Source organism: Dietzia natronolimnaea, from assembly GCF_002289575.1.
GTDB lineage: Bacteria > Actinomycetota > Actinomycetes > Mycobacteriales > Mycobacteriaceae > Dietzia > Dietzia natronolimnaea_A.
This window is the reverse complement of the sequence record NZ_NTGA01000007.1, coordinates 94,609-114,643: the sequence shown is the minus strand read 5'-3', so window position 1 is coordinate 114,643 and position 20,035 is coordinate 94,609. Positions and strand designations below refer to the sequence as shown.

Sequence of the window (20,035 nt, the reverse complement as noted above, 5' to 3'; positions counted from 1 at the left end):
GGCCGGCGAGGCCGGCGAGGCCGGCAGGGCCGGCGAGGCTAAGTCACATGGCGGTCACATGAACGCGCTGGGCGGGAGCCCCTCGCGGCTGGTCATCGGCAGCTCCTTCTCCAGCTTCTCCATGAAGAAGTGCGACTGCACCGCGGTCCAGATGTTGTTGGTGAGCCAGTAGATGCCGATAGCGATGGGGAAGTTGAAGAAGTACGCGCCCACGATGGGGAAGAAGGGGAACAGGTACATCATGATCTTCATCGACTGGTTCATCGACTCGGTCATGGACTCGGCGATCGACTGGAAGTCCTGGGGCTTGCCCGCCGCGCCCGTGGAGCCCGCCGCGCCGGCCGTGGCGGGAGTCCCCGGGGTGCCTGCCGCGCCGTCGGACTTGGCGGGGTCCGCGGGCTTCTCCCCGTCGACCTCGAGGACCTCCCCGTCGACGACCGGCCCGCCCGCCTTCTCCTCGGCCTCGACCCGGGCGATCGCCTCCTGCTCGGCCGCCTTGGCCGCCTTCTGCCGCCGGAAAGAGTTCCACATGTTGACGAAGGTGGCGATGCCCGCGAGCACGAACAGCGGCACGGCCAGGACGAGGATGTCCTCGCGCACCAGCCCGGGGTGCAGGGAGTCCATGACGTCCTGCGGCATCCGGATGTACGAGGCGAGCGGCACCCCGAAGATCTCGGCGTTGAGGAAGGAGGCGACCTGGTCGGGGCCGAACGCCCCGTTGGTCATGGTCGAGGCCTCTTCGATCGAGACGCCGCGCGGGGAGAAGTTGAGCAGCACGTAGTACAGCCCCAGGAACACCGGGATCTGCACGAGCAGCGGCAGGCACCCGGCGGCGGGATTGACCCCGGCATCCGCGTACAGGGCCTGCATCTCCTTGGCCTGCTCCTGGCGGTCCTCAGGGCTCTTGCGGTCCTTGTACTTGTTCTGCAGCTCCTTCATCTTGGGAGCGATCTGCGCCATCTTGCGCATGGAGTACTGCTGCCGGTACATCGACCGCATGAGCAGCAGCCGCACGGTCACCACGAGCAGCAGCACCGAGCCCACCCAGGCGATCCCGGAACCCGGGTCGAACACGAAGCTGAGCACCCAGTGCCAGAATTTCATGACGAGCGACACCGGATAGGCGAAGAGGTCCACGGGCGAATCTCCAGATGGGACTGTGGCGCCGGAGCGGGCGCGCGGGATGGGGCGGGGCGGGCCGGGTCAACACTAGGAGGCCATACCCCAGCGTGCCAGGGTCAACCGGATCGGTGGGGGCCGGGGTGCTCCGCGGCAGTGGTCACCGACAGGGTCTGGTAGCGGCGCCGTGGCGAGAGGCGGCTGTGGCGAGAGGCGGCTCAGATGCTGCAGCCCACCCACACCGGCTCGGGGTGCAGTTCCACGCCGAACGCCTCGGCGACGCCGTCGCGCACCTCACGCGCCAGCGCGATCACGTCCTCGGCGGTGGCCGAGCCCCTGTTGGTCAGCGCCAGCGTGTGTTTGGTGGACAGTCGGGCGGGCGACGACGACGAGGGGTGCCCCTTGCCGAACCCGGCCCGCTCGATCAGCCAGCCCGCGGAGAGTTTGACCCCTCCCGCCGCCGCGAACGCGGGCATCTGCTCGGCCTGCTCGGCCCCCAGCCGGTCGGAGACCCGGGACCGCACCACCGGGAGCCTGTCCTCGGGGACCACCGGGTTGGTGAAGAAGGACCCGGCGCTCCAGGTGTCGGCGTCGTCGCGGTCGAGCACCATCCCCTTGCCCCGGCGCAGCTCGAGCACGGTGCGCCGCACCAGGGCGGGGTCGGTCCGCTCCCCCGGCCCGACGCCCAGCCGGCCGGCGAGTTCGGCGTAGCGGATCGGCTCGCTGCGACCGTCGGGGTCGAGCCGGAACTCCACCTCGAGTACCACCGCGGCCGACGAGTTCTTGAGCACGGAGGTGCGGTAGGCCAGTCCCAGCGCGTCGGGCTCGACCCATTCGTCGGTATCGGTGGCGCGGTCGTACCAGCGCACGCGGTGCAGCACCTGCGCCACGTCGACGCCGTAGGCCCCGACGTTCTGGACCGGGGTCGCGCCCACCGAGCCCGGGATCCCGGACAGGCACTCAAGGCCGCCGTACCCGCGGTCGACGGTGTCCGCCACCAGGTCGTCCCAGGGCAGGCCGGCTCCGGCGCGGACGACCATCTCCCCGGGGCCGTCCGTACCGGCGTCCCGGTAGCCGACCTCGCTGTTGCGGACGGCCACCACCACCAGGTCGAGGTCCCCGTCGGCGACCACGAGGTTGGACCCGCCGCCCAGCACGAGCACGGGCACGCCCGCGGCGTCGAGGGCGCCGACCGCGGCCGTGACGGCCTCGGCGGACTCGCACTCCAGCAGCGCGCGGGGACGGCCGCCGATCCGCAGGGTGGTGAGATCGGCCAGGCTGGAATCGGGGACCACCCGGAGACCGGCCACGGTGGTCAACCCGCGGATCACCTCGTCGGCGAGGTGAGCCGGGCGTCGATCGGGAGAAGGCGGGAGCACGCGTCCGAGAGTAACCGCCCCCTTGTAGGGTTTGACCCCATGGCGACCCGCTTCTCCCATTCCGCCCGCATCGACGCGCACCTCGAGACCGTGTTCGCCTCGTACGGCGACGAGGCCTTCTGGCACGACCGCCTCGCCGCCATCGGTACCCCCGACGACTCGCTCGACGAGTTCGTCACCACCGGGGACTCCACGACCGTGACGGTGACCCAGCACATCCCGGACGAGGACATCCCGGACGTGGCCCGCAAGGTCCTGCCCGGCCGGTTGATCATCGTCCGGACCAGCACCTACGCCGGGTTCGACGGGAACCGGTTCACGACCTCCGCCCGGGCGGAGGCCGCCGGTGGACTGGGGATCATCGACGGGGGCTCGGAGTCGCTCTCCGAGGGCGCCGCGGTGGTCGAGTCCGCGTCAGGCCAGGTCAAGGTGTCCGTCCCGCTGCTGGGAGGCAAGCTCGAGAAGCTGGTGGTCTCCCACCTCACCCGGTTCTTCAACGCGGAGACCGAGCACCTCAACCGCTGGACCGCCGCGCTCTGAGCACGCGCTCCACCGGGGTTCCGACCCTGCACCGGGCCCGGGGTTCTGAGCACGCGCTGAACCGGGGTTCTGCGATCCGGGCCGGTATCGACGACAATGGGCGGAATGCACCCGCGGCACGACACCCAGCGACTCCCCGCTCATGATCGACCCGGCGTCCAGAACGCCGAGACCCAGCAGTTCGCCACTGCGCCGGACGCCGATCGCCCCGGCCGCGGCGACACCGGCAGGAGACGGCGCGGTCCGATGATCGCCCTGATCGCCGTTGCCGCGGTGATCGTCCTCGTGGCCGGCGTGGTGGGGCTCGAGTTCGGCACCCGCAACGCCGTGGAGAACCGGATCCAGGAGGAGGTCACGGCCTCCCTCGGCAGCCCGGCGCAGGTCGAGCTGGGCGCGCGCCCGGTGCTCCTGTCGTACTTCGGAGGCGACCTCGGCAGCGTCCGGATCACCACCGACGGCAGTCCGACGGCGGGCGGGAGCGGCCCCGCCCCGGCGATCGACATCACCGCCGAAGGCGTGCGTTCCGCTGACGACCTCACCTACGTGGACTCGCTCACCGGGACCGCGTTCGTCTCCGACCAGGCCATGTCGGCGGCCGCGCAGCAGGACTCCGCGGGTGACAGCATGCTCGGCGGCCTGATCCAGGTGCAGGAGATCGTCTCGGATCCGGCCTCGGGCACGCTCCGCGTCTCCATCAGCGGACTCGCCGAGGCCGTCGTGACCCCCAGGTTGATCGGCGGCAATCTGGAGATGGATCCGTCGCAGGCCTCGATCCTCGGCTTCGCGCTACCGCCCGAACTGCTCGGTGGCACCGTCTCGATGATGGACTCGGCGCTCGCCGAGCTCCCACAGGGCGTGCAGCTCACCGGGGTCCGGGTGGTCCCGGGCGGCATGGTGGTCGACCTCAGCGGGCGCGACGTCGTCCTGGAGTCGACCCGGTAGCGGGCGACGGACCCGGGTCCATGCGCCTGCTGATCATCGCCGATACCCACGTCCCGACGCGCGCCCGTGATCTCCCGCCCCGCGTGTGGGCCTAGGTGGACGACGCGGACGTGGTGGTGCACTCGGGTGACTGGATGGACGCGGCGCTCCTCGACGCCGTGGAGGAGCGATCCGCGCGGTTGATCGCGTGTTGGGGCAACAACGACGGCCCCGAACTGCGTGAGCGGCTCCCGGAGGTGGCCCGCGCGACGCTCGAGGGTGTGCGCCTGGCGGTGGTGCACGAGACCGGCCCCGCGGCGGGGCGGGACAGGCGCATGAGCGGGTCCTATCCGGACACCGACCTCCTGGTGTTCGGCCACTCGCACATCCCGTGGGACACCGTGGCGCCGGGGGGACTGCGGCTGCTGAACCCGGGATCCCCGACCGATCGCCGTCGGCAGCCATTCTGCACGTTCATGACCGCCACCCTGGCCGAAGGCACGGTGGACGACGTCACGCTGCACCGACTTCCGCAGGCCCTGTAGGGCGGCGATCGTCGGATTCTGCCACCCTGGGTGCATGACCTCCCCCACCATGCGTGCCGTGACCCAGGACTCCCTCGGCGGCCCGGACGTCCTGGTCGTGTCCGACCAGCCCCGCCCCGAGCCACGGACCAACGAGATCCTCGTCCGTGTCAGAGCCGCCAGCGTCAACCCGACCGACTGGAAGCACCGGGCGAACGGTGGGTTCCTCGGTGCGCCACCGTTCGTGCTCGGCTGGGACCTGTCCGGGGTCGTCGAGGCGGTCGGCATCGGGGTGGCCCGGTTCGCCCCGGGCGACGAGGTGTACGGGATGCTGTCCTACCCCTTCGGTCACGGCGCGCACGCGGAGTACGTGTCGGCGCCCGCGAGCTGGTTCGCCCCCAAGCCGGCCTCCCTCGACCACGTGCAGGCCGCCGCACTGCCGCTCGTGTCCCTGACGGCGTGGCAGGCGCTGGTGGAGAACGCCGACCTACAGCCCGGCCAGCGGGTGCTGATCCACGCCGCCGCGGGCGGGGTGGGCCACGTGGCCGTGCAGATCGCCAAAGCCCGCGGGGCCCACGTCATCGGCACCGCCAGCGCGGCAAAGCACGACTTCCTGCGCGAGCTCGGGGTGGACGAGGCCGTCGACTACCGCGAGGTGGACTTCGCCGAGGCGGTCAGCGACGTGGACGTGGTTCTGGACACCATCGGCGGCGAGTACTCCACCCGTTCGCTGCGCACTCTTCGTCCCGGCGGAATCCTCGTGTCGATCCTCCCGGTGGGGTCCGACGATCTCCTCCGCGAGGCCGACGACCTGGGCGTGCGCGCGATCCGCATGCTCGTCGACTCCTCGCGGCACGACCTGATGTCCCTCACCGACCTCGTGGACCGGGGCGAGTTGCGGGCCAGCGTCTCCGTCGTCTTTCCACTCGAGCAGGCGGCGGAGGCGCACCGGCGCGGGGAGACCGGCCGGACCACCGGCAAGATGGTCCTCACGCTCGACTGAGGTGACGGCCCGGGCCGCGGGCGGAAACGACGGCCCGGGCGGCAAGCGGAAACGCGGGCGGCATCAGTCCTCGGGGAACCCCTCCAGCACCGCGCGACTGCCGCTCAGCCCCAGCCGGGTGGCGCCCGCGCCGATCATCGCCCGGGCGGTGTCGGCGTCGCGGATCCCACCCGAGGCCTTGATGCCGAGCTGGCCGCCCACGGCGCGGTGCATGGCGGCGACCGCCCGGACGCTGGCGCCACCGGCGGGGTGGAAGCCGGTGGAGGTCTTGACCAGGTCCGCCCCGGCTCGCGCGACGGCGTGGCACAGCTCCTCGATCCGCCGGTCCCCCGCCTCCTCGCCCAGCGCCCGGTGGATCGCGGCCGTCTCCAGGATCACCTTGATCACGGTGGGCGGGGGGACGGCGTCGCGCATCGTCAACACGTCGGCCATCACCTCGTCGACCGCCCCGACGATCGCCGCACCCACGTCGATCACCATGTCCACCTCGACGGCCCCCTGATCCACCGCCAACCGGCCCTCCATCGCTTTGACCAGGGAGTGGTGTTTGCCGGACGGGAAGCCCGCCACCGTCGCCACCGTCAGTCCCTCCGCCCGCACCGGGAGCATCGCCGGGCTCACGCACACCGCCTTGACCCCCAGGTCACGGGCCTCGTCCACGCAGGCCTGCACGTCGTCGCGGGAAGCGTCCGGGGAGAGCAGTGTGTGATCGATCATCGCCGCGACGCGGGCCCGGGTCAGGTGATTCTGTGTGGTGGCGTCCATGCGGCCAGCCTAGCGGGGCTCCCCGACACCCCCTGCTGGCACAATGACCGTTCATGTCACGCCGCTTCGTCCTCTCCCTGGGTTGCCCCGACCGCATCGGCATCGTCGCCCGCATCGCCACGTTCCTCGCCGAGCTCGGCGGCACCATCGTCGAGGCGGCGTATCACGCGGACGAGAACTCCCGCTGGTTCTTCACCCGGCAATCCGTGGACGCGGAATCGATCGGGATGGACCTCGACGAACTGCGCCGCCGCTTCGCCCGGGTGGCGGCCGAGCTCGGCCCTGAGACGGACTGGAACATCGCCGATTCCGCCGAACCGAAGGACATCGTCGTCCTCGTGTCCAAGGAGGGACACTGCCTGCACGACCTCATGGGTCGGGTGGGCAGCGGGGATTTCCCCGCTCGCATCCGTGCGGTGATCGGCAACCACGACACCCTCCGGGGGATGACCGAGGCGCACGGCATCCCGTTCCACCACGTGCCGTTCCCGGCGGATCCGGCCGAACGGGCCCCCGCGTTCGCGGAGGTTGCCTCGATCGTCGACGACATCGACCCGCACGCGATCGTCCTGGCCCGCTTCATGCAGGTGCTGCCCGATGACCTGTGCACCCGCTGGGCCGGTCGCGCGATCAACATCCATCACAGCTTCCTCCCGAGCTTCGTCGGTGCGCGCCCGTACCACCAGGCGCACATCCGGGGCGTCAAGCTCATCGGCGCGACCTGCCACTACGTGACCGCCGACCTCGACGAGGGGCCGATCATCGAGCAGGACGTCATCCGGGTGGATCACGCCGCGACCGTGCAGGACATGGTCAGGCAGGGCCGCGACGCGGAGAAGTTGGTGCTGGCCCGCGGCCTGAGGTGGCACCTCGAGGACCGCGTCCTCGTGCACGATGCGCGGACCGTCGTGTTCACCTGACGCGGGCCCCTCCGGGCGGGGGCTTTAGTGGCGGGAGAATCCGTGGCGCTGGGTGAGCAGGGTCTCGGCGGCGGACAGAAAGATCAGCCGGGCGGCCGTGCCCGCCCCGGGGAGCGTCGACCGGACCCGCTTCTCGAGTACCGCCTTGTCGATCCCGGCATCACGAAGAGCCTCCACGAGCACGGTGATCGCCTCGACGGCCCTGCCCTGCCCCTCCACGACCAGGCGAACGATCTTCTCGATCCCGTCCGCGTCCACGCCGAGCACGATGAGGTCCCGCAGGAGTTCGGCGACGTAGGCGTCGGAGAGCAGATGGCCGGCGGCGCCCGGTTCGGTGACCAGCCCGATCGACTCCCCCACCTCGGTCAGCGTCTCGGATAGGTCGAATGAATCGAGGGCCTGGGATTCCGCGCGGGTGAGGCGCCGGCGGGACCCGGTGGGCCTGCGCTCGCTCCGCACACTCTCGACCTCGAGCAACTCCGCGAGCGTGAATCCGTGCCGCTCCGCGATGAGCAGTTCCCTGATCGTGGCGAACGTGTAGCCCCGGTTGAGCAGCCGCAGGATCATCTCGAGCCGGCTGCGGTGATCGGGCCCGTACAGCGCGGTCCGGCCCTTGCGGATGGGCGGCTGGAGCAGTCCGCGCTCCTGGTAGACGCGGATGTTGCGGACCGTCGTGCCGGAGGTCGCCGCCAGCTCGTCGATGCGCTGCAGCGGCGCGGACCTCCTCGAACTCACCTGCGTCTGCCGCCGACGGCCGGTCGGACGTCGGCGAAGAAGACGCCGACGGCGACCATCCCCACGATTCCGAGGATGCCGAACGGACGGATCGCGAAGAAGAGGGCGGCGGCGGCGCAGATGCCGATCCACGCGGGCTTGGGCCACTTGCCCTCGATCGAGTACGCCGACGCGGGGGGAAGGACGGCCAACACCAGGCCGACCAGTGCCCACGCCACGAGGGCGGCCTGGATCGCCAACTGGACCAGGCCCCAGGTTCCGGGCAATGCTTCAATCACCTCGCCCAGTGTAGTCGCCACGTCCGCAACGTCCGAAGTGGATGTTCACGGCGTGGATTCAGAACGACGCCGCCCCCGGCCCGCTCTGGTCGAGCGGGCCGGGGGCGGCGGACTGCGGCCCGGGGCCGCGGTGGCTCAGTTCGAGCCGGAACCGGAGGACTTGTCGGCGGAGGACGACGACGAGCCGGTCGAACCCGAGCTCGAACCCGTTGCCGAACCCGAGGTCGAGCTCGACGCCGGCTTCGAGGCCGCGGTCTTGGAGGGCGTGGTCTTCGAGGCCGTGGTCTTCGCAGGCGCGGCCTTGGAAGCCGTGGTCTTCGAGGCCGACTTGGTCGCCGAGGTCTGCTTCGACGCCGCGGTCTTGGAGGCCGTGCTCGAGGAGGCCGTCTTCTTGGCCGGAGCCTTCTTGGCCGGGGCCTTCTTCGCCGGGGCCTTCTTCGCGGTCGCCTTCTTGGCCTGGGCCGTCTTGGCCTCGACCTTCGCGGCCCCGCTCTGGACCTCGTCCGAGGCGGCGAACGCGGCGTCCTCGACCTTGTCGGCGGCCTTGTCGGCGGCGGTGCCGGTCTCCTCGGCGGCCTGGCGGGCGGCCTTGGACACGCGGCCCGCGGCCTTCACCCCGATGGAGCGGGTCTGTCGGGCGACCGTACCGAGCGCGTCCTCGCCCAGCTCGACCTGCTCCTCAACGGCACCTGCGGCGCGGGCGACCTGCTCGTTGACGCGGGCCAGGCCGGCCTCGAGCTGGGGGTTCTCCTCGCGCAGGCGAGCCACGACGTCCTCGCCACGGGCCGCGAGCCCACCGTAGATGCCCGCCGCGACCTCGACGTACGCGTCGGCGACCTTACGCAGCTCGTCCGGGCGGAAGCGGTTCACCAGCTCCTCGACCTCGGACGGCAGCGCCTGCACCCGGTCCGGGACCTCGTTCACGCGGTTCTGCACGTCGGCAACCCGCTCGGTCACCCGGTTCTGCACGCCGCTGACCCGCTCGTTCACCTTGGTCTGAGCCTCGGCGACGGCGTCCTCCGCGCGACGACGCAGGTCGGAGACGAGGCCGGACACCGCCTGGACCGCGAGATCATTGACGCCGACGTAGGCGTAGACCGGAGTGCGCACCGCGGACAGCGCCTGCCCCAGCGGTCCGCTGGGTGCGTCGCCCTTGGGGTTGGACTGCGACTCCGCCTGAGCGGCGGCGGCCTGTGCGGCGGTCTTCTTGGAAACGGGCTTCTTCTGGCTCATGTCGGCTCCTCGTTCGTTGTCTGCATGGTTCGTTGTCTGCAGGTCTTGCGGGTTCGGATGTCACGTGGCCCTGCCGGGCCGCCGTCGGACGGGCTCAGTGCACGTCGACGACCTGGTCGGCGGCGATCGCGTTGTTCGATCGGAACGACTCGTAGATCTCCACGAGCACCTCCCTTTGACGCTCGGTGAGGTCGGGCGCGGTGAGGATGGCATCCCTCACCGGGCTCCCCTCCCTCAGTTCGAGGATTCCGGCGCGGGCGTAGAGCACCTCGGCGGACAACCTCAGACCTCGTGCGATCTGACCCAACACTTCCGCGGACGGCTTGCGCAGCCCCCGCTCGATCTGACTCAGATACGGATTGGAGACGCCGGCCCGCTCCGCGAGCTGCCGGATGGACACCTCGGCGGCTTCCCGCTGTGCGCGGATGAACGACCCGATGTCCTGCGACTCGGACGCACGCTTGTCGTCGTCACCCTGTGGGGCGACATCGTCGTGGCGGGGGACCTCGCCGGTCGGCTTGGTCCTCCGCGCGAGGGTCGCGGCGGTCGGTTCGGCCGCCTGCGCGGAGGCGGACTCAGGCTGTCGACCACTCTCCCGGCCACGCTTCTCGGCCATGGAGTCCACCTCCTCTCGCCGTGCATCTCACGTTGTCTGCATACAACGCTAGCAACGAGTGCTAGCAGCAGCAAGCGGCCTGAGGCGTGTAATGAATCACACCCGGAGGAGCACAACGGCCGGGGGACGAGCAGGTCGGCGCACGCGCGGCTCAGAAGAGAAGATCAGAAGATGAGCAGGGTGAACTGGTGGATGACCAGACCCACCAGCGCCCCCACGAGCGTGCCGTTGATGCGGATGAACTGCAGGTCCTTGCCAGCGAGAAGCTCGATCTTCTCGGACGCCTCGTCCGCGTCCCAGCGCTCCACCGTCTCGGAGATGATCGACGTCACCTCGCCGGAGTAGTTCACGGCCACGTACGCGGCGGTCCGGGTCATGTAGTCGTCGAGGCGGGCGCGGACCTTCTCGTCGTCGACCAGCATGTCCGCGAGTCGACGCAGGAGGTCGTCGATCTTCACCCGGAGGGTCGACGAGGAGTCCTCGGTGGCCTCGACGATCATCCGCTTGGCGGCCGTCCAGGCGGTCGCCGCGGCACGGCGGACCTCCTCGCGGTTCATCACCTCCGCTTTGAAGGTCTCGAGCTTGTCCATCGTGGCCGGATCCTGCTGGAGGTCGCGGGCGAAATCCTCGGCGAACCCGATCAGGGCGAGGCGGACCGCGTGCTGCTTGTCCACCTTGATCTGCCAGGTCCACTCGCGCAGTTCGCGGTAGGCGCGATCGGAGAGGAGCTCGTTGACGAACTGTGGGGCCCAGGTGGGCGCCTTCTCGCGGACCCAGCGGTCGATGGTCTCCGGGTGCGCCTCGACCCATTCGTGGGTCCGGTCGGCCATGAGATCGAGCAGCGGCAGGTGACGGCCCTCGGAGAGAAGCTCCTGGAGGATCCGACCCGCCGGCGGGCCCCACTGCGGTTCGGCGATGCGCGCGACTATGGTCCGCTCGATGATCGCCGTGGCGTCCTCGTCACGCAGGACCGCCAGGACGGAGCGGATCGCCTTGGCCGCCTGGTCGGAGGCGATCGCACGATGGTCCTCGTCCTGGAGCCATTCGCCCGCCCGTGCGGGGATCCGGGCACTGCGGACCTTCTCGCTCACCATCTCGGGATCGAGGAAGTTCTCGCCCACGAACGTCCCCAGGGAGGCCCCCAGCTGGTCCTTCTTCTTGGGGATGAGAGCCGTGTGGGGGATGGGGATCCGGAGCGGGTGCCGGAACAGCGCGGTCACGGCGAACCAGTCCGCGAGCCCGCCGATCATCCCCGCCTCGGAGGCCGCACGCACGTACCCGGCCCACGCCCCGGCCCCGTTGGACAGCGAATACTCGGCGAAGAGGAAGATGATCCCGGCCAGGACCAGGAACCCCGTCGCGACCAGCTTCATGCGGCGGAGAGCAGACCTGCGCTCCGCATCAGTGGCCGGGTCGCCCGCCACCAGGGCGGGCCCACCCGCCGCGGTGACCGGGTCGAGCGTCAGTGCGCGTCCTTGCGTCCGTACTTGCGGAAACCGACCATGCAGACCGCGAGGCCGATGACGAAGACGACGACCGTGGCGACGACCGCCGCCACGACCAGACCGAGAGACACGTCCATGTCGTCGATGTAGAAGGCGAGCGCCGTGATGGGCAGCCCCAGCATGCTCATCGACAGCAACATGATGGCCGAACCGGCGTAGATCTCGGTGGAGTACAGCGGGTAGGTCGGCGCCACCTCCGTGGCGTACGTCGGGTAGTACTCCTCGACGATGGCAGCACCAGTGTGCTCGAGGGTCTGACCGGCCATGATGTCGTCCTCTTTCGTCTACTACCGATCCCTGGCCCCGCGGCCCGGGAGTTGCTTGTCCTGATTCTATTGGAACCTCAGGTCCCGGGGGCAACCGCCCGGCGGATTCGTCGCGCAGCGGTGACCAGGTTGCGCAGACTCGGTTCCAGCTGCCAGGTGTAGCGGGTCTTGAGCCCACCGTCCGGGACCGCCCACAGTCGGTCCACCCCCACCGCCGCCACCGCCTCGAGCAGCCTCTCGTGGAGCAGGTCGATGTCGGGGACGAACCCCGATCTCGACTCGTAGACACCCGGGGCGACCTGCCGCGTCAGGGTGTGGTCCGTGAGCGCGTCCAGGACCCAGTCGATCGACCGGGTCGCGACGATCGCCGTCACATCGGCGTCGAGCCCCTCGATCGCCTCCTTCATCACCTGCAGGGACGAGTAGCTCAGGTGGGTGTGGATCTGGGTGTCCGGACCGGCGCCCGCGGAGGCCAGGCGGAACGTGGCCACCGCCCACTCGAGATAGGCACGTCTGTCCGCCCCACGCCGCGGCAGCAGCTCACGGATCGCCGGTTCGTCGATCTGCACGATCGCCACCCCCGCGTCCTCCAGGTCCGCCACCTCGTCCCGGACCACCAGGGCCAACTGGGTGGCCACCTCCGGCAGCGCGAGATCGGTCCGGCAGAAGGACCGGGCGAGCATCGTCACCGGTCCCGTCACCATCCCCTTGACCGGTCGGTCGGTGAGGGTCTGCGCATACCCGGTCCACTCGACCGTCATCGGCGCGGGACGCGCCACGTCGCCGTACAGGATCGGTGGGCGCACGCAGCGGGACCCATAGGACTGGACCCATCCGTGCCGGGTCGCCGCGAACCCGTCGAGCAGTTCCGCGAAGTACTGCACCATGTCATTGCGCTCGACCTCACCGTGCACCAGGACGTCGAGACCGATGTCCTCCTGCAGTCGGATCACCGAGGCGATCTCGTCGCGCAGATAGCCGCGATAGCGCTCGTAGTCGATCCGGCCGTCGGCCAGGTCCCGGCGGGCCCTGCGGATCTGCACGGTCTGCGGGAACGACCCGAGGGTCGCGGTGGGTAGGATCGGGAGCCCCAGACGCGCCGCCTGCAGCGGAGCCCGCTCCGGGTAGGGCATGCGGACCTTGTCGTCGTCGTCGACCTGCGCCGTCCTGGCCCGCACGTCCGGCCTGCGCGCACTGGGCCGCTCCGGCAGCGGCCGCCACCGCGGCGTCGGTCCGTCGACCACCGCGTCCGCCAGCGACACCACCTCCGCGACCTTCTGCCGCGCGAAGGCCAGGCAGTCCCCCAGTTCGGCGGGCAGGTCCACCTCGGCCCCGACGTCGTAGGGCACGTGGAGCAGCGTGCAGGACGTCGAGACCACCAGGTCGGCGAAGGTGACCTTGAGCCGCCTCAGGTACTCGAGCACCTCGAACTTGTCCGTCCGCCAGACGTTCTGGCCGTCGACCACACCGGCGTAGAGTCGCTTGCCCGCGAGTCCCGGGATCGCCGCGAGGTCGTCGGGGGCCCGGTACCCGTGGACCAGGTCGAGACCGATCGCCTCGACCCCGGTCGACGCGAGCGCGGGCAGCGCCTCGGCCAGGTCCCCGTACTGGCCCGTGACCAGGATCCGCGGTCGCGTGGGGGACGCGGACAACCGGTCATAGGCGTGACGCAGCGGCTCGATCTCGCCGGCGGTGCGTTCCATGGTCATACAGGGTTCGTCGAACTGGACGCAGGTCACGCCCGCCTCCGCCAGGACCTCCAGCAGCCTCTCGTACTGCCCGAGTACCCGGTCGAGCAGCTCGATCGGCCGGAATCCGCGAGCGGCGGTGGGTGCGGCCTTGCTCAGCATCAGCAGCGACACCGGCCCGGTGACCACCGGCCGGATGTCGATCCCCAGCTCGTGCGCGCGTTCGACCTCGGCCAGCAGCGCCTCCGGCGCCAGACCCAGCACGCTCGTGTCCTCGAACTCGGGCTGACGGTAGTGGTACGGCGTGCCCTGGAGAGCCACCAGTTCGAGTGGAGCCACGTCCGCGCGACCGCGCGCGAGTGCGAACTGGGTGTCCAGCGGTGACAGGTCGCGCACCAGCTCCCGGAACCGGTGCGGGACGGCGCCGATGAGGAGGGCGTCGTCGAGGATGTGGTCGTAGAAGGAGAAGGTGTTGCCCGGGATCTGCGTCAGCCCCGCGTCGCAGAGCTCCCGCCAGGTCGACTCCTGGATCCGGCGTCCCACGGACAGGAGCTCGGACCGGGTGCCGTCTCCGTGCCAGTACCGCTCGAGCGCGCGCTTGAGTTCTCGCCGTGGGCCGATGCGCGGGTAGCCGAGCACGCTGGACGCGCGCGTGAGCGCGAGGTGCGAGCGTTCGAGCTCCCGGGCCACGGCGGTCAGCGGGTGGCCCGGACAGTCGCTCGGGGGATGTCGTAGCGGTAGAAGCCGTGGCCGCTCTTCTCGCCCAGCCGTCCCGCCTCGACCATCCGCAGCAGCAGTGGCGGCGGCGCGTACAGCGGTTCACGGAACTCGGTGTACATCGACTCGGCGATCGCCTTGATCGTGTCCAGGCCCACGAGGTCGGCCAGGGAGAGCGGGCCCATCGGGTGGGCGCACCCCAGCACCATGGCCTTGTCGATGTCCTCCGGGGTGGCGAAGCCGGACTCGGCCATCCTGATCGCCGAGAGCAGGTAGGGCACGAGCAGCGCGTTGACGACGGCACCCGACCGGTCCGCGGAGTGCACCACCTGCTTGCCCAGGACCTGTTCGGCGAACGCCTCGGCACGCTCGCGCACGGACCTCCCCGTCTCCAACGTGCTCACCAGCTCGACCAGGGGCAGCACGGGGACGGGGTTGAAGAAGTGCATGCCGATCACGCGCTCGGGCCTGGCGGTGCAGGAGCCGAGTTTCATGATCGGGATGGAGGAGGTGTTGGAGGCCAGGACCGCCTCCGGATCGGTGACCACCCGGTCGAGCTCACGGAACACGGCCGTCTTGGCCGCCTCGTCCTCGACGATCGCCTCGATCACCAGCTGCCGGTCGACGAAGTCGCCGAGGTCGGTGGTGAACCGCAGCCGCAGGGCGGCCTGGTCACGCTCGCGCCGGGTGATCTTCCCGGAGGAGACCCCCCGGTCGAGCGACGAGAGGATGCGGGACCGGCCGGCCTCGGCGAGGTCCCGGGTGGATTCCCACACCAGCACGTCGACGTGGGCGCGCGCGCAGACCTCGGCGATCCCCGCCCCCATCCGGCCGGCGCCCACCACCCCCACGCGGGTGATCGACCCCGGCCCCGGGGCTACCTCGCGGGTGGTGGGCATCTGCGACACGTCCTTCTCGAACCGGGTGGTCGGTCCGGGCACGGGCCCGGGGTGTGCACGGACACGACCGGGGGCCGGGACGCCTCGAGGAGACGATCCCGGCCCCCGGTGTGGTGGTGCCATGGTGCTGGTCGCCCTACCGGAGGGCGACCCGGGGGGTCAGTGGAACTGACCCTCCTCGGTGGAGCCCTTCAGCGCCGCGGTGGACGTGTTGGGGTCGACCGTGGTGGCGATGCGGTCGAAGTAACCGGCGCCGACCTCGCGCTGGTGCTTGACGGCGGTGAAGCCACGCTCCTCGGCGGCCTTGAACTCGCGCTGCTGCAGGTCGACGAACGCGGTCATCTGGTTGCGGGCGTAGCCGTAGGCCAGGTCGAACATGCCGTAGTTGAGCGAGTGGAAGCCGGCCAGGGTGATGAACTGGAACTTGAAGCCCATCGCGCCGAGCTCCTTCTGGAACTTGGCGATCGTGTCGTCGTCCAGGTTCGCCTTCCAGTTGAAGGAGGGCGAGCAGTTGTAGGCCAGGAGCTGGTCCGGGTACTCCGCCTTGACGGCCTCGGCGAACTTCTTGGCGTACTCGAGGTCCGGGGTGCCGGTCTCCATCCAGATGAGGTCGGAGAACGGGGCGTAGGCCTTGGCGCGCTCGATGCAGGGCTCGATGCCGTTCTTGACGTTGTAGAAGCCCTCGGCGGTGCGCTCACCGGTGATGAACGGGCGGTCGCGCTCGTCGACATCGGAGGTGATGAGGGTGGCGGCCTCGGCGTCGGTACGCGCGATGATCACCGACGGGACGTTCGCGACGTCGGCCGCGAGACGGGCCGAGGTCAGCGTACGGATGTGCTGGTTGGTCGGGATGAGCACCTTGCCACCGAGGTGGCCGCACTTCTTCTCCGAGGCGAGCTGGTCCTCCCAGTGCACGCCCGCGGCGCCGGCCGCGATCATGGCCTTCTGCAGCTCGTAGGCGTTGAGGGCGCCACCGAAGCCGGCCTCGGCGTCGGCGACGATCGGGGCGAGCCAGTTCTCCACCGAGGTGTCACCCTCGATGCGGGCGATCTCGTCGGCGCGGAGCAGCGCGTTGTTGATCCGACGCACGACGGTCGGGACCGAGTTGGCCGGGTACAGCGACTGGTCCGGGTAGGTGTGGCCCGAGAGGTTGGCGTCGCCGGCGACCTGCCAGCCGGAGAGGTACACGGCCTCGAGGCCCGCACGGATCTGCTGCACGGCCTGGTTGCCGGTCAGCGCGCCGAGGGAGTTGACGAAGTCCTTGTTGTTGACCTTGTCCCAGAGGATCTCCGCGCCGCGGCGGGCGAGGGTGTGCTCCTCGACGACGGTGCCCTGGAGCTCCGCCACCTGCTCGGCGGTGTAGTTGCGGGTGATGCCCTTCCAGCGGGGGTTGGTGTCCCAGTCCTGCTGGATCTCTGCAGCGGTACGTGCCTTGCCAACGTTCGACATCGCGACTCTTTCCTGTCTCGGGGGCGGAGCCGGCTTCGCACGATTGCGAGCGCGGCGTCCTGTACTTCGAAAGGATGCCATACTCATCGCAGCCCGTCTACCTGCGAGTTATGCGAATCTGGCGAGTTTCCTTGCGTCGATTGCGAACTTTGCGAAGAATGTGGGGCACACCACCGACCCGCGGGAGCCGTTGATGACCACCACCCACATGGGCGCACGCCTGCGACGCCTGCGGGAGGAGCACGGCCTGACCCAGGCGGCGTTCGCCGAGACACTGGGGCTGTCCGCCAGCTACCTCAACCAGCTCGAGAAGGACGCGCGCCCGGTCACCTCCCGGGTGCTGGCCCGACTGTCCGAGGAGTATGGGGTCGACTCGACCTTCTTCGCGTCGGACGCCGACACCCGACTGATCGCCGAACTGACCGAGGCCCTGTCCGACCCCCAGGTGTCCGCCGGCGTCCCCGCGGGGGAGGTGGTCGACCTGGTCCGTGCCCACCCGTCGCTGGCGCGGGCATTCGCCGTGCTCAACCAGAGGTACCGGAACTCGGCCGACCTCCTCGCCGCCCTCACCGAGAGCCGCAACGCCCTGTCCGACGAGACGGACACCTTCGCGCTGGCCATGCCCCACGAGGAGGTGCGCGACTACTTCTACCAGCGCCAGAACTACATCGATTCCCTGGACACCGCGGCCGAGGAGCTCACCACCCGGATCCGGATGAACCGCGGCGACGTCCGCGCCGAGCTCGAGAACCGGCTCGCCGAGACCCACGGGGTCCGGGTGGCACGCCGCGTGGACCTGCCCGACGGCCTGTGGCACCGCTACTCCGCCCGCGACCGTCGGCTCGACCTGTCCGCGCACCTGACCGGGGGGCAACAGGCCTTCCGCGTGGCATCGGAACTCGCGTTCCTCGAGCACCACGAACTGCTCGACCAGCTCGTTGCCGACGGCGCCTTCAGCTCCCCCGCCGCCGCCTCCCTGGCCCAGCGCGGGCTGGCCAACTATTTCGCCGCCGCCGTACTGATGCCCTACCAGCGCTTCCTCGACACCGCCGAGGACTTCCGCTACGACGTCGAACGCCTGATGACCTTCTACGCGACGGGCTACGAGACCGTGTGCCACCGCCTGTCGACGCTCCAGCGCCCGGGCGCCGCCGGGGTGCCCTTCAGCTTCGTGCGGGTGGACCGCGCGGGGAACATGTCCAAGCGGCAGTCGGCCTCCGGCGTCCACTTCACGACCTCGGGCGGCACGTGCCCGTTGTGGAACGTCTACGAGACCTTCTCGTTCCCCGGCAAGATCATGCGGCAGGTCGCGGAGTTGCCCGACGGCCGCCTGCACCTGTGGGTCTCTCGGACCGTGACTACCCGGCCCATGCGGTTCGGCCAACCCCGCAAGACGTTCGCGATCGGCCTGGGCTGCGAGGCCCGGCACGCCCACCGCACCGTCTACGCGCAGGGCCTGGACCTCGCCGACGCCGACGCCGCCACCAAGATCGGATCCGGGTGCCGCATGTGCGAGAGGCCGGCCTGCCCCCAGCGGGCCTTCCCCCCGCTCAACCGCACACTCAGGGTCGATGCCCACCGATCATCGCTCTCGCCGTATCTGCTCGACGATCCCCACTCCCGGGAGTCCTCCCCTGCCCTACCCTGACGGCCATGAGCCAGCCACACCACACCGACAGTGCCCCCGGGGACCAGGTCCGGCCCCGCATCCGCCCCGGCGGATTCCGCGAACTCGGACCGGTGGGCTGGGCCGTCAACCGCGTGGGAGCCCGCGTCACCGGCAGCCGCGACGTCCACCTGTTCGCCACCCTCGGCCGGGCACGCCGTCTCTTCCCCGCGTGGCTGGCCTACTCCGGGATGATGATGCCGTTCGGGATCCTCGACCGCCGTACCACCGAGCTGGTCATCCTGCGCGTGGCCCACCTGCGCGGCAGCGCCTACGAGCGGGCCCACCACGAGCGGATCGGGGCGCGGGTGGGGCTCGACGACGACGAGATCGCCCGCACCCTGCACGATCCCGCCTCAGCCGGGTGGCCGGACCGGCTGGAGGCGGTGTTGGCCGCTGTCGACGAACTGGTGCGGACCAAGGACATCGCCGACGACACGTGGGCGGAGGTGGCCGCTCACCTGACCGAGGCGGAGCTGGTGGGCCTGGTGCAGTTGGTGGCGCAGTACGACGGGTTGGCCACGACCCTCCACGCCCTGCGGATCCAACCCGACCGCCCCCGCTGACCCCTCTCCCCGCCCACCCCTCCCCGGCTTGCGCGCCCCCTTTGCCCGCCCACCCCCTGGCTTACGCGCCCCCTTTGCCCTGCGCGTCCCCTGGCTTACGCGCCCCCTTTGCCCTGCGCGTCCCCTTTGCCCGCCCACCCCTGGGTTGCGCGGCCCCTCTGGTCCATTCACGCCGCACACCGAGTTTTCCGCTGACCTGTCGAGCCGCTTCTGAGCAGGTGATCGGCCGGCACCCGCGGCAGCGGCCCGGTTGTCCACAAGAGGTGTCGGCTCCCCACAGGCAAGCGGAGATCGTCGAACTGGCGGCGGTTCCACTCGTTCCTGGGGTGCATGATCCTCGGCATGACACGCCATCGCCCGGGACCGCATCATCCCGTCCTGTCGTCCGCCCGACTCAGCCGCGAGCTGGCCGCTCTCCCCCGTCGCCGACGAGAACGCGAGTTCCTCAAGATCGCGGACGAGCTCTGGCTGCCCGTTGCTCTCCCGCTCACCTTCGAGACCAGGTCGGTGGCGTATTCGCGGTTGTACCCGGACGGGGTCCTCACCGGCTGGTCAGCGGCGGTACTCCACGGGATCGACGCCCCGGACGACGCGGTTCCGGAGTTGTGCGTCGGCCCCAGCGGCAGAACACGCTCGGGTCTGCGCCTTCGTCGGTATCGGGTGCCGCCCTCGGCCGTGGAGCGGAAGCGGGGCGTGGCCGTCACCAGCCGTCGGTGGACGGCCTTCGACCTGGCCCGGTTCACCGACCACCTCGGTGGGGTCCTCGCGGTGGAACAGTTCTACCGACACGGATTCTCGGACCGTGAACTACGCGACGTCGTCGGTGAGCAGGTCGGCACCTGGGGGGTCGCACGGGCACGACGGGTACTCGCGGACGCCGACCGTCGCAGTGAGTCGCCTATGGAGACCGAGGCGAGGTTGTTCCTCCGTGACGCGGGCTTCACGGGGTTCATACCGCAGGTCGAGGTGTGGGACGACTACCGCCTCGATCTCGCCGACCCCGTTCACAAGATCGCAGTCGAGTACGACGGCCCGCACCACGAGCACCCGGCGCAGCAGTCGAAGGACCGGTTCCGTAGGAACCGCCTCCTCGCCGCCGGTTGGATCGTGATCGGCCTAGACCACAGGATATTCCGTTCCCAGCGAGACGACGTGCTTCAGCAGGTTCGGGCAGCGTACGCCCAGCGTTCCTCTCGCGTCGTTGTCGCCTGACACCTCGACGTCGCGCGCCCGCGCCAGAGCTTTC

At 70.3% G+C, this 20,035-nt stretch carries 19 protein-coding genes and 1 pseudogene; 8 read left to right on the top strand and 12 right to left on the bottom strand.

The window, feature by feature from the left end; genetic code table 11:
* Window positions 1-54: 54 nt before the first annotated feature.
* On the bottom strand, window positions 55-1,137 hold the full coding sequence (yidC, locus tag CEY15_RS04325) for a membrane protein insertase YidC (RefSeq protein WP_095717448.1): 1,083 nt from the start codon (window positions 1,135-1,137) through the stop codon (window positions 55-57).
* A gap of 200 nt (window positions 1,138-1,337) precedes the next feature.
* On the bottom strand, window positions 1,338-2,498 hold the full coding sequence (locus CEY15_RS04320; RefSeq protein WP_176475016.1) for a UDP-N-acetylmuramate dehydrogenase: 1,161 nt from the start codon (window positions 2,496-2,498) through the stop codon (window positions 1,338-1,340).
* A gap of 39 nt (window positions 2,499-2,537) precedes the next feature.
* Here CEY15_RS04320 and CEY15_RS04315 point away from each other — a divergent pair, with 39 nt between their 5' ends.
* The 4 genes and pseudogenes from CEY15_RS04315 to CEY15_RS04300 all read left to right on the top strand — a co-directional run bounded on the left by CEY15_RS04315 (window position 2,538) and on the right by CEY15_RS04300 (window position 5,486).
* Window positions 2,538-3,038: a DUF2505 domain-containing protein gene (locus CEY15_RS04315; RefSeq protein ID WP_095717447.1), complete on the top strand. Its 501-nt coding sequence runs from the start codon at window positions 2,538-2,540 to the stop codon at window positions 3,036-3,038.
* Window positions 3,039-3,143: 105 nt separating this feature from the next.
* Entirely contained in the window at window positions 3,144-3,980 is an 837-nt protein-coding gene (locus CEY15_RS04310) for an LmeA family phospholipid-binding protein (protein WP_095717446.1), read from the top strand.
* A gap of 20 nt (window positions 3,981-4,000) precedes the next feature.
* A pseudogene (locus CEY15_RS04305) lies at window positions 4,001-4,504 on the top strand (metallophosphoesterase family protein).
* A gap of 34 nt (window positions 4,505-4,538) precedes the next feature.
* Entirely contained in the window at window positions 4,539-5,486 is a 948-nt protein-coding gene (locus CEY15_RS04300) for an NADP-dependent oxidoreductase (RefSeq protein ID WP_095717445.1), read from the top strand.
* A gap of 63 nt (window positions 5,487-5,549) precedes the next feature.
* On the opposite strand, the gene deoC is transcribed toward CEY15_RS04300, so the two are convergent.
* The gene (deoC, locus tag CEY15_RS04295) at window positions 5,550-6,251 is read right to left on the bottom strand and encodes a deoxyribose-phosphate aldolase (RefSeq protein WP_095717444.1); all 702 of its coding nucleotides are present in this window, start codon (window positions 6,249-6,251) and stop codon (window positions 5,550-5,552) included.
* A 53-nt stretch (window positions 6,252-6,304) separates the two neighbouring features.
* On the opposite strand from deoC, the gene purU reads away from it, so the two are divergent.
* Window positions 6,305-7,171 (top strand): formyltetrahydrofolate deformylase, encoded by an 867-nt coding sequence (gene purU / locus CEY15_RS04290; protein WP_017837800.1) that lies wholly within the window; start codon window positions 6,305-6,307, stop codon window positions 7,169-7,171.
* 24 nt (window positions 7,172-7,195) lie between these two features.
* Here purU and CEY15_RS04285 read toward each other — a convergent pair whose 3' ends face one another.
* The 9 genes from CEY15_RS04285 to aceA all read right to left on the bottom strand — a co-directional run bounded on the left by CEY15_RS04285 (window position 7,196) and on the right by aceA (window position 16,557).
* Complete coding sequence (locus tag CEY15_RS04285) at window positions 7,196-7,906, bottom strand: MerR family transcriptional regulator (protein ID WP_095717443.1); 711 nt, start codon at window positions 7,904-7,906, stop codon at window positions 7,196-7,198.
* Window positions 7,903-8,184 (bottom strand): DUF2516 family protein, encoded by a 282-nt coding sequence (locus CEY15_RS04280; RefSeq protein WP_031265066.1) that lies wholly within the window; start codon window positions 8,182-8,184, stop codon window positions 7,903-7,905. The genes CEY15_RS04285 and CEY15_RS04280 overlap by 4 nt, the downstream gene beginning before the upstream one ends.
* A gap of 135 nt (window positions 8,185-8,319) precedes the next feature.
* Window positions 8,320-9,417, bottom strand: a complete 1,098-nt coding sequence (locus CEY15_RS04275; RefSeq protein WP_176475015.1) for a hypothetical protein — start codon at window positions 9,415-9,417, stop codon at window positions 8,320-8,322.
* A 94-nt stretch (window positions 9,418-9,511) separates the two neighbouring features.
* On the bottom strand, window positions 9,512-10,033 hold the full coding sequence (locus CEY15_RS04270; RefSeq protein ID WP_095717535.1) for a helix-turn-helix domain-containing protein: 522 nt from the start codon (window positions 10,031-10,033) through the stop codon (window positions 9,512-9,514).
* Window positions 10,034-10,197: 164 nt separating this feature from the next.
* Complete coding sequence (locus CEY15_RS04265) at window positions 10,198-11,406, bottom strand: DUF445 domain-containing protein (RefSeq protein ID WP_017837805.1); 1,209 nt, start codon at window positions 11,404-11,406, stop codon at window positions 10,198-10,200.
* 89 nt (window positions 11,407-11,495) lie between these two features.
* Window positions 11,496-11,804, bottom strand: a complete 309-nt coding sequence (locus CEY15_RS04260) for a hypothetical protein (RefSeq protein ID WP_017837806.1) — start codon at window positions 11,802-11,804, stop codon at window positions 11,496-11,498.
* A gap of 77 nt (window positions 11,805-11,881) precedes the next feature.
* Complete coding sequence (metE, locus tag CEY15_RS04255) at window positions 11,882-14,182, bottom strand: 5-methyltetrahydropteroyltriglutamate--homocysteine S-methyltransferase (RefSeq protein ID WP_095717442.1); 2,301 nt, start codon at window positions 14,180-14,182, stop codon at window positions 11,882-11,884.
* Between the two features lie 5 nt (window positions 14,183-14,187).
* Window positions 14,188-15,108: a 3-hydroxybutyryl-CoA dehydrogenase gene (locus CEY15_RS04250; protein ID WP_042330036.1), complete on the bottom strand. Its 921-nt coding sequence runs from the start codon at window positions 15,106-15,108 to the stop codon at window positions 14,188-14,190.
* A gap of 159 nt (window positions 15,109-15,267) precedes the next feature.
* Window positions 15,268-16,557, bottom strand: a complete 1,290-nt coding sequence (aceA, locus tag CEY15_RS04245; protein ID WP_017837809.1) for an isocitrate lyase — start codon at window positions 16,555-16,557, stop codon at window positions 15,268-15,270.
* 193 nt (window positions 16,558-16,750) lie between these two features.
* Between aceA and ramB the strand changes: the two genes are divergently transcribed.
* The 3 genes from ramB to CEY15_RS04230 all read left to right on the top strand — a co-directional run bounded on the left by ramB (window position 16,751) and on the right by CEY15_RS04230 (window position 20,001).
* Window positions 16,751-18,205, top strand: coding sequence for an acetate metabolism transcriptional regulator RamB (gene ramB, locus CEY15_RS04240; RefSeq protein ID WP_042330038.1), 1,455 nt, complete (start codon window positions 16,751-16,753; stop codon window positions 18,203-18,205).
* 5 nt (window positions 18,206-18,210) lie between these two features.
* Entirely contained in the window at window positions 18,211-18,789 is a 579-nt protein-coding gene (locus CEY15_RS04235) for a carboxymuconolactone decarboxylase family protein (protein ID WP_095717441.1), read from the top strand.
* A gap of 342 nt (window positions 18,790-19,131) precedes the next feature.
* A complete protein-coding gene (locus tag CEY15_RS04230) occupies window positions 19,132-20,001 on the top strand; it encodes a DUF559 domain-containing protein (protein WP_245847238.1) in 870 nt (289 codons plus the stop codon).
* Window positions 20,002-20,035: the final 34 nt, after the last annotated feature.

Excerpts from the sequence above, each read along its gene's own strand:
- purU (WP_017837800.1), top strand. The coding sequence starts at position 6,305 with ATGTCACGCCGCTTCGTCCTCTCCCTGGGTTGCCCCGACCGCATCGGC.
- CEY15_RS04250 (WP_042330036.1), bottom strand. The coding sequence starts at position 15,108 with ATGCCCACCACCCGCGAGGTAGCCCCGGGGCCGGGGTCGATCACCCGC.
- CEY15_RS04275 (WP_176475015.1), bottom strand. The coding sequence starts at position 9,417 with ATGAGCCAGAAGAAGCCCGTTTCCAAGAAGACCGCCGCACAGGCCGCC.
- CEY15_RS04310 (WP_095717446.1), top strand. The coding sequence starts at position 3,144 with ATGCACCCGCGGCACGACACCCAGCGACTCCCCGCTCATGATCGACCC.
- CEY15_RS04265 (WP_017837805.1), bottom strand. The coding sequence starts at position 11,406 with ATGAAGCTGGTCGCGACGGGGTTCCTGGTCCTGGCCGGGATCATCTTC.
- CEY15_RS04270 (WP_095717535.1), bottom strand. The coding sequence starts at position 10,033 with ATGGCCGAGAAGCGTGGCCGGGAGAGTGGTCGACAGCCTGAGTCCGCC.
- ramB (WP_042330038.1), top strand. The coding sequence starts at position 16,751 with ATGACCACCACCCACATGGGCGCACGCCTGCGACGCCTGCGGGAGGAG.
- CEY15_RS04230 (WP_245847238.1), top strand. The coding sequence starts at position 19,132 with ATGACACGCCATCGCCCGGGACCGCATCATCCCGTCCTGTCGTCCGCC.
- deoC (WP_095717444.1), bottom strand. The coding sequence starts at position 6,251 with ATGGACGCCACCACACAGAATCACCTGACCCGGGCCCGCGTCGCGGCG.
- CEY15_RS04315 (WP_095717447.1), top strand. The coding sequence starts at position 2,538 with ATGGCGACCCGCTTCTCCCATTCCGCCCGCATCGACGCGCACCTCGAG.
- CEY15_RS04300 (WP_095717445.1), top strand. The coding sequence starts at position 4,539 with ATGACCTCCCCCACCATGCGTGCCGTGACCCAGGACTCCCTCGGCGGC.
- aceA (WP_017837809.1), bottom strand. The coding sequence starts at position 16,557 with ATGTCGAACGTTGGCAAGGCACGTACCGCTGCAGAGATCCAGCAGGAC.
- CEY15_RS04235 (WP_095717441.1), top strand. The coding sequence starts at position 18,211 with ATGAGCCAGCCACACCACACCGACAGTGCCCCCGGGGACCAGGTCCGG.
- CEY15_RS04260 (WP_017837806.1), bottom strand. The coding sequence starts at position 11,804 with ATGGCCGGTCAGACCCTCGAGCACACTGGTGCTGCCATCGTCGAGGAG.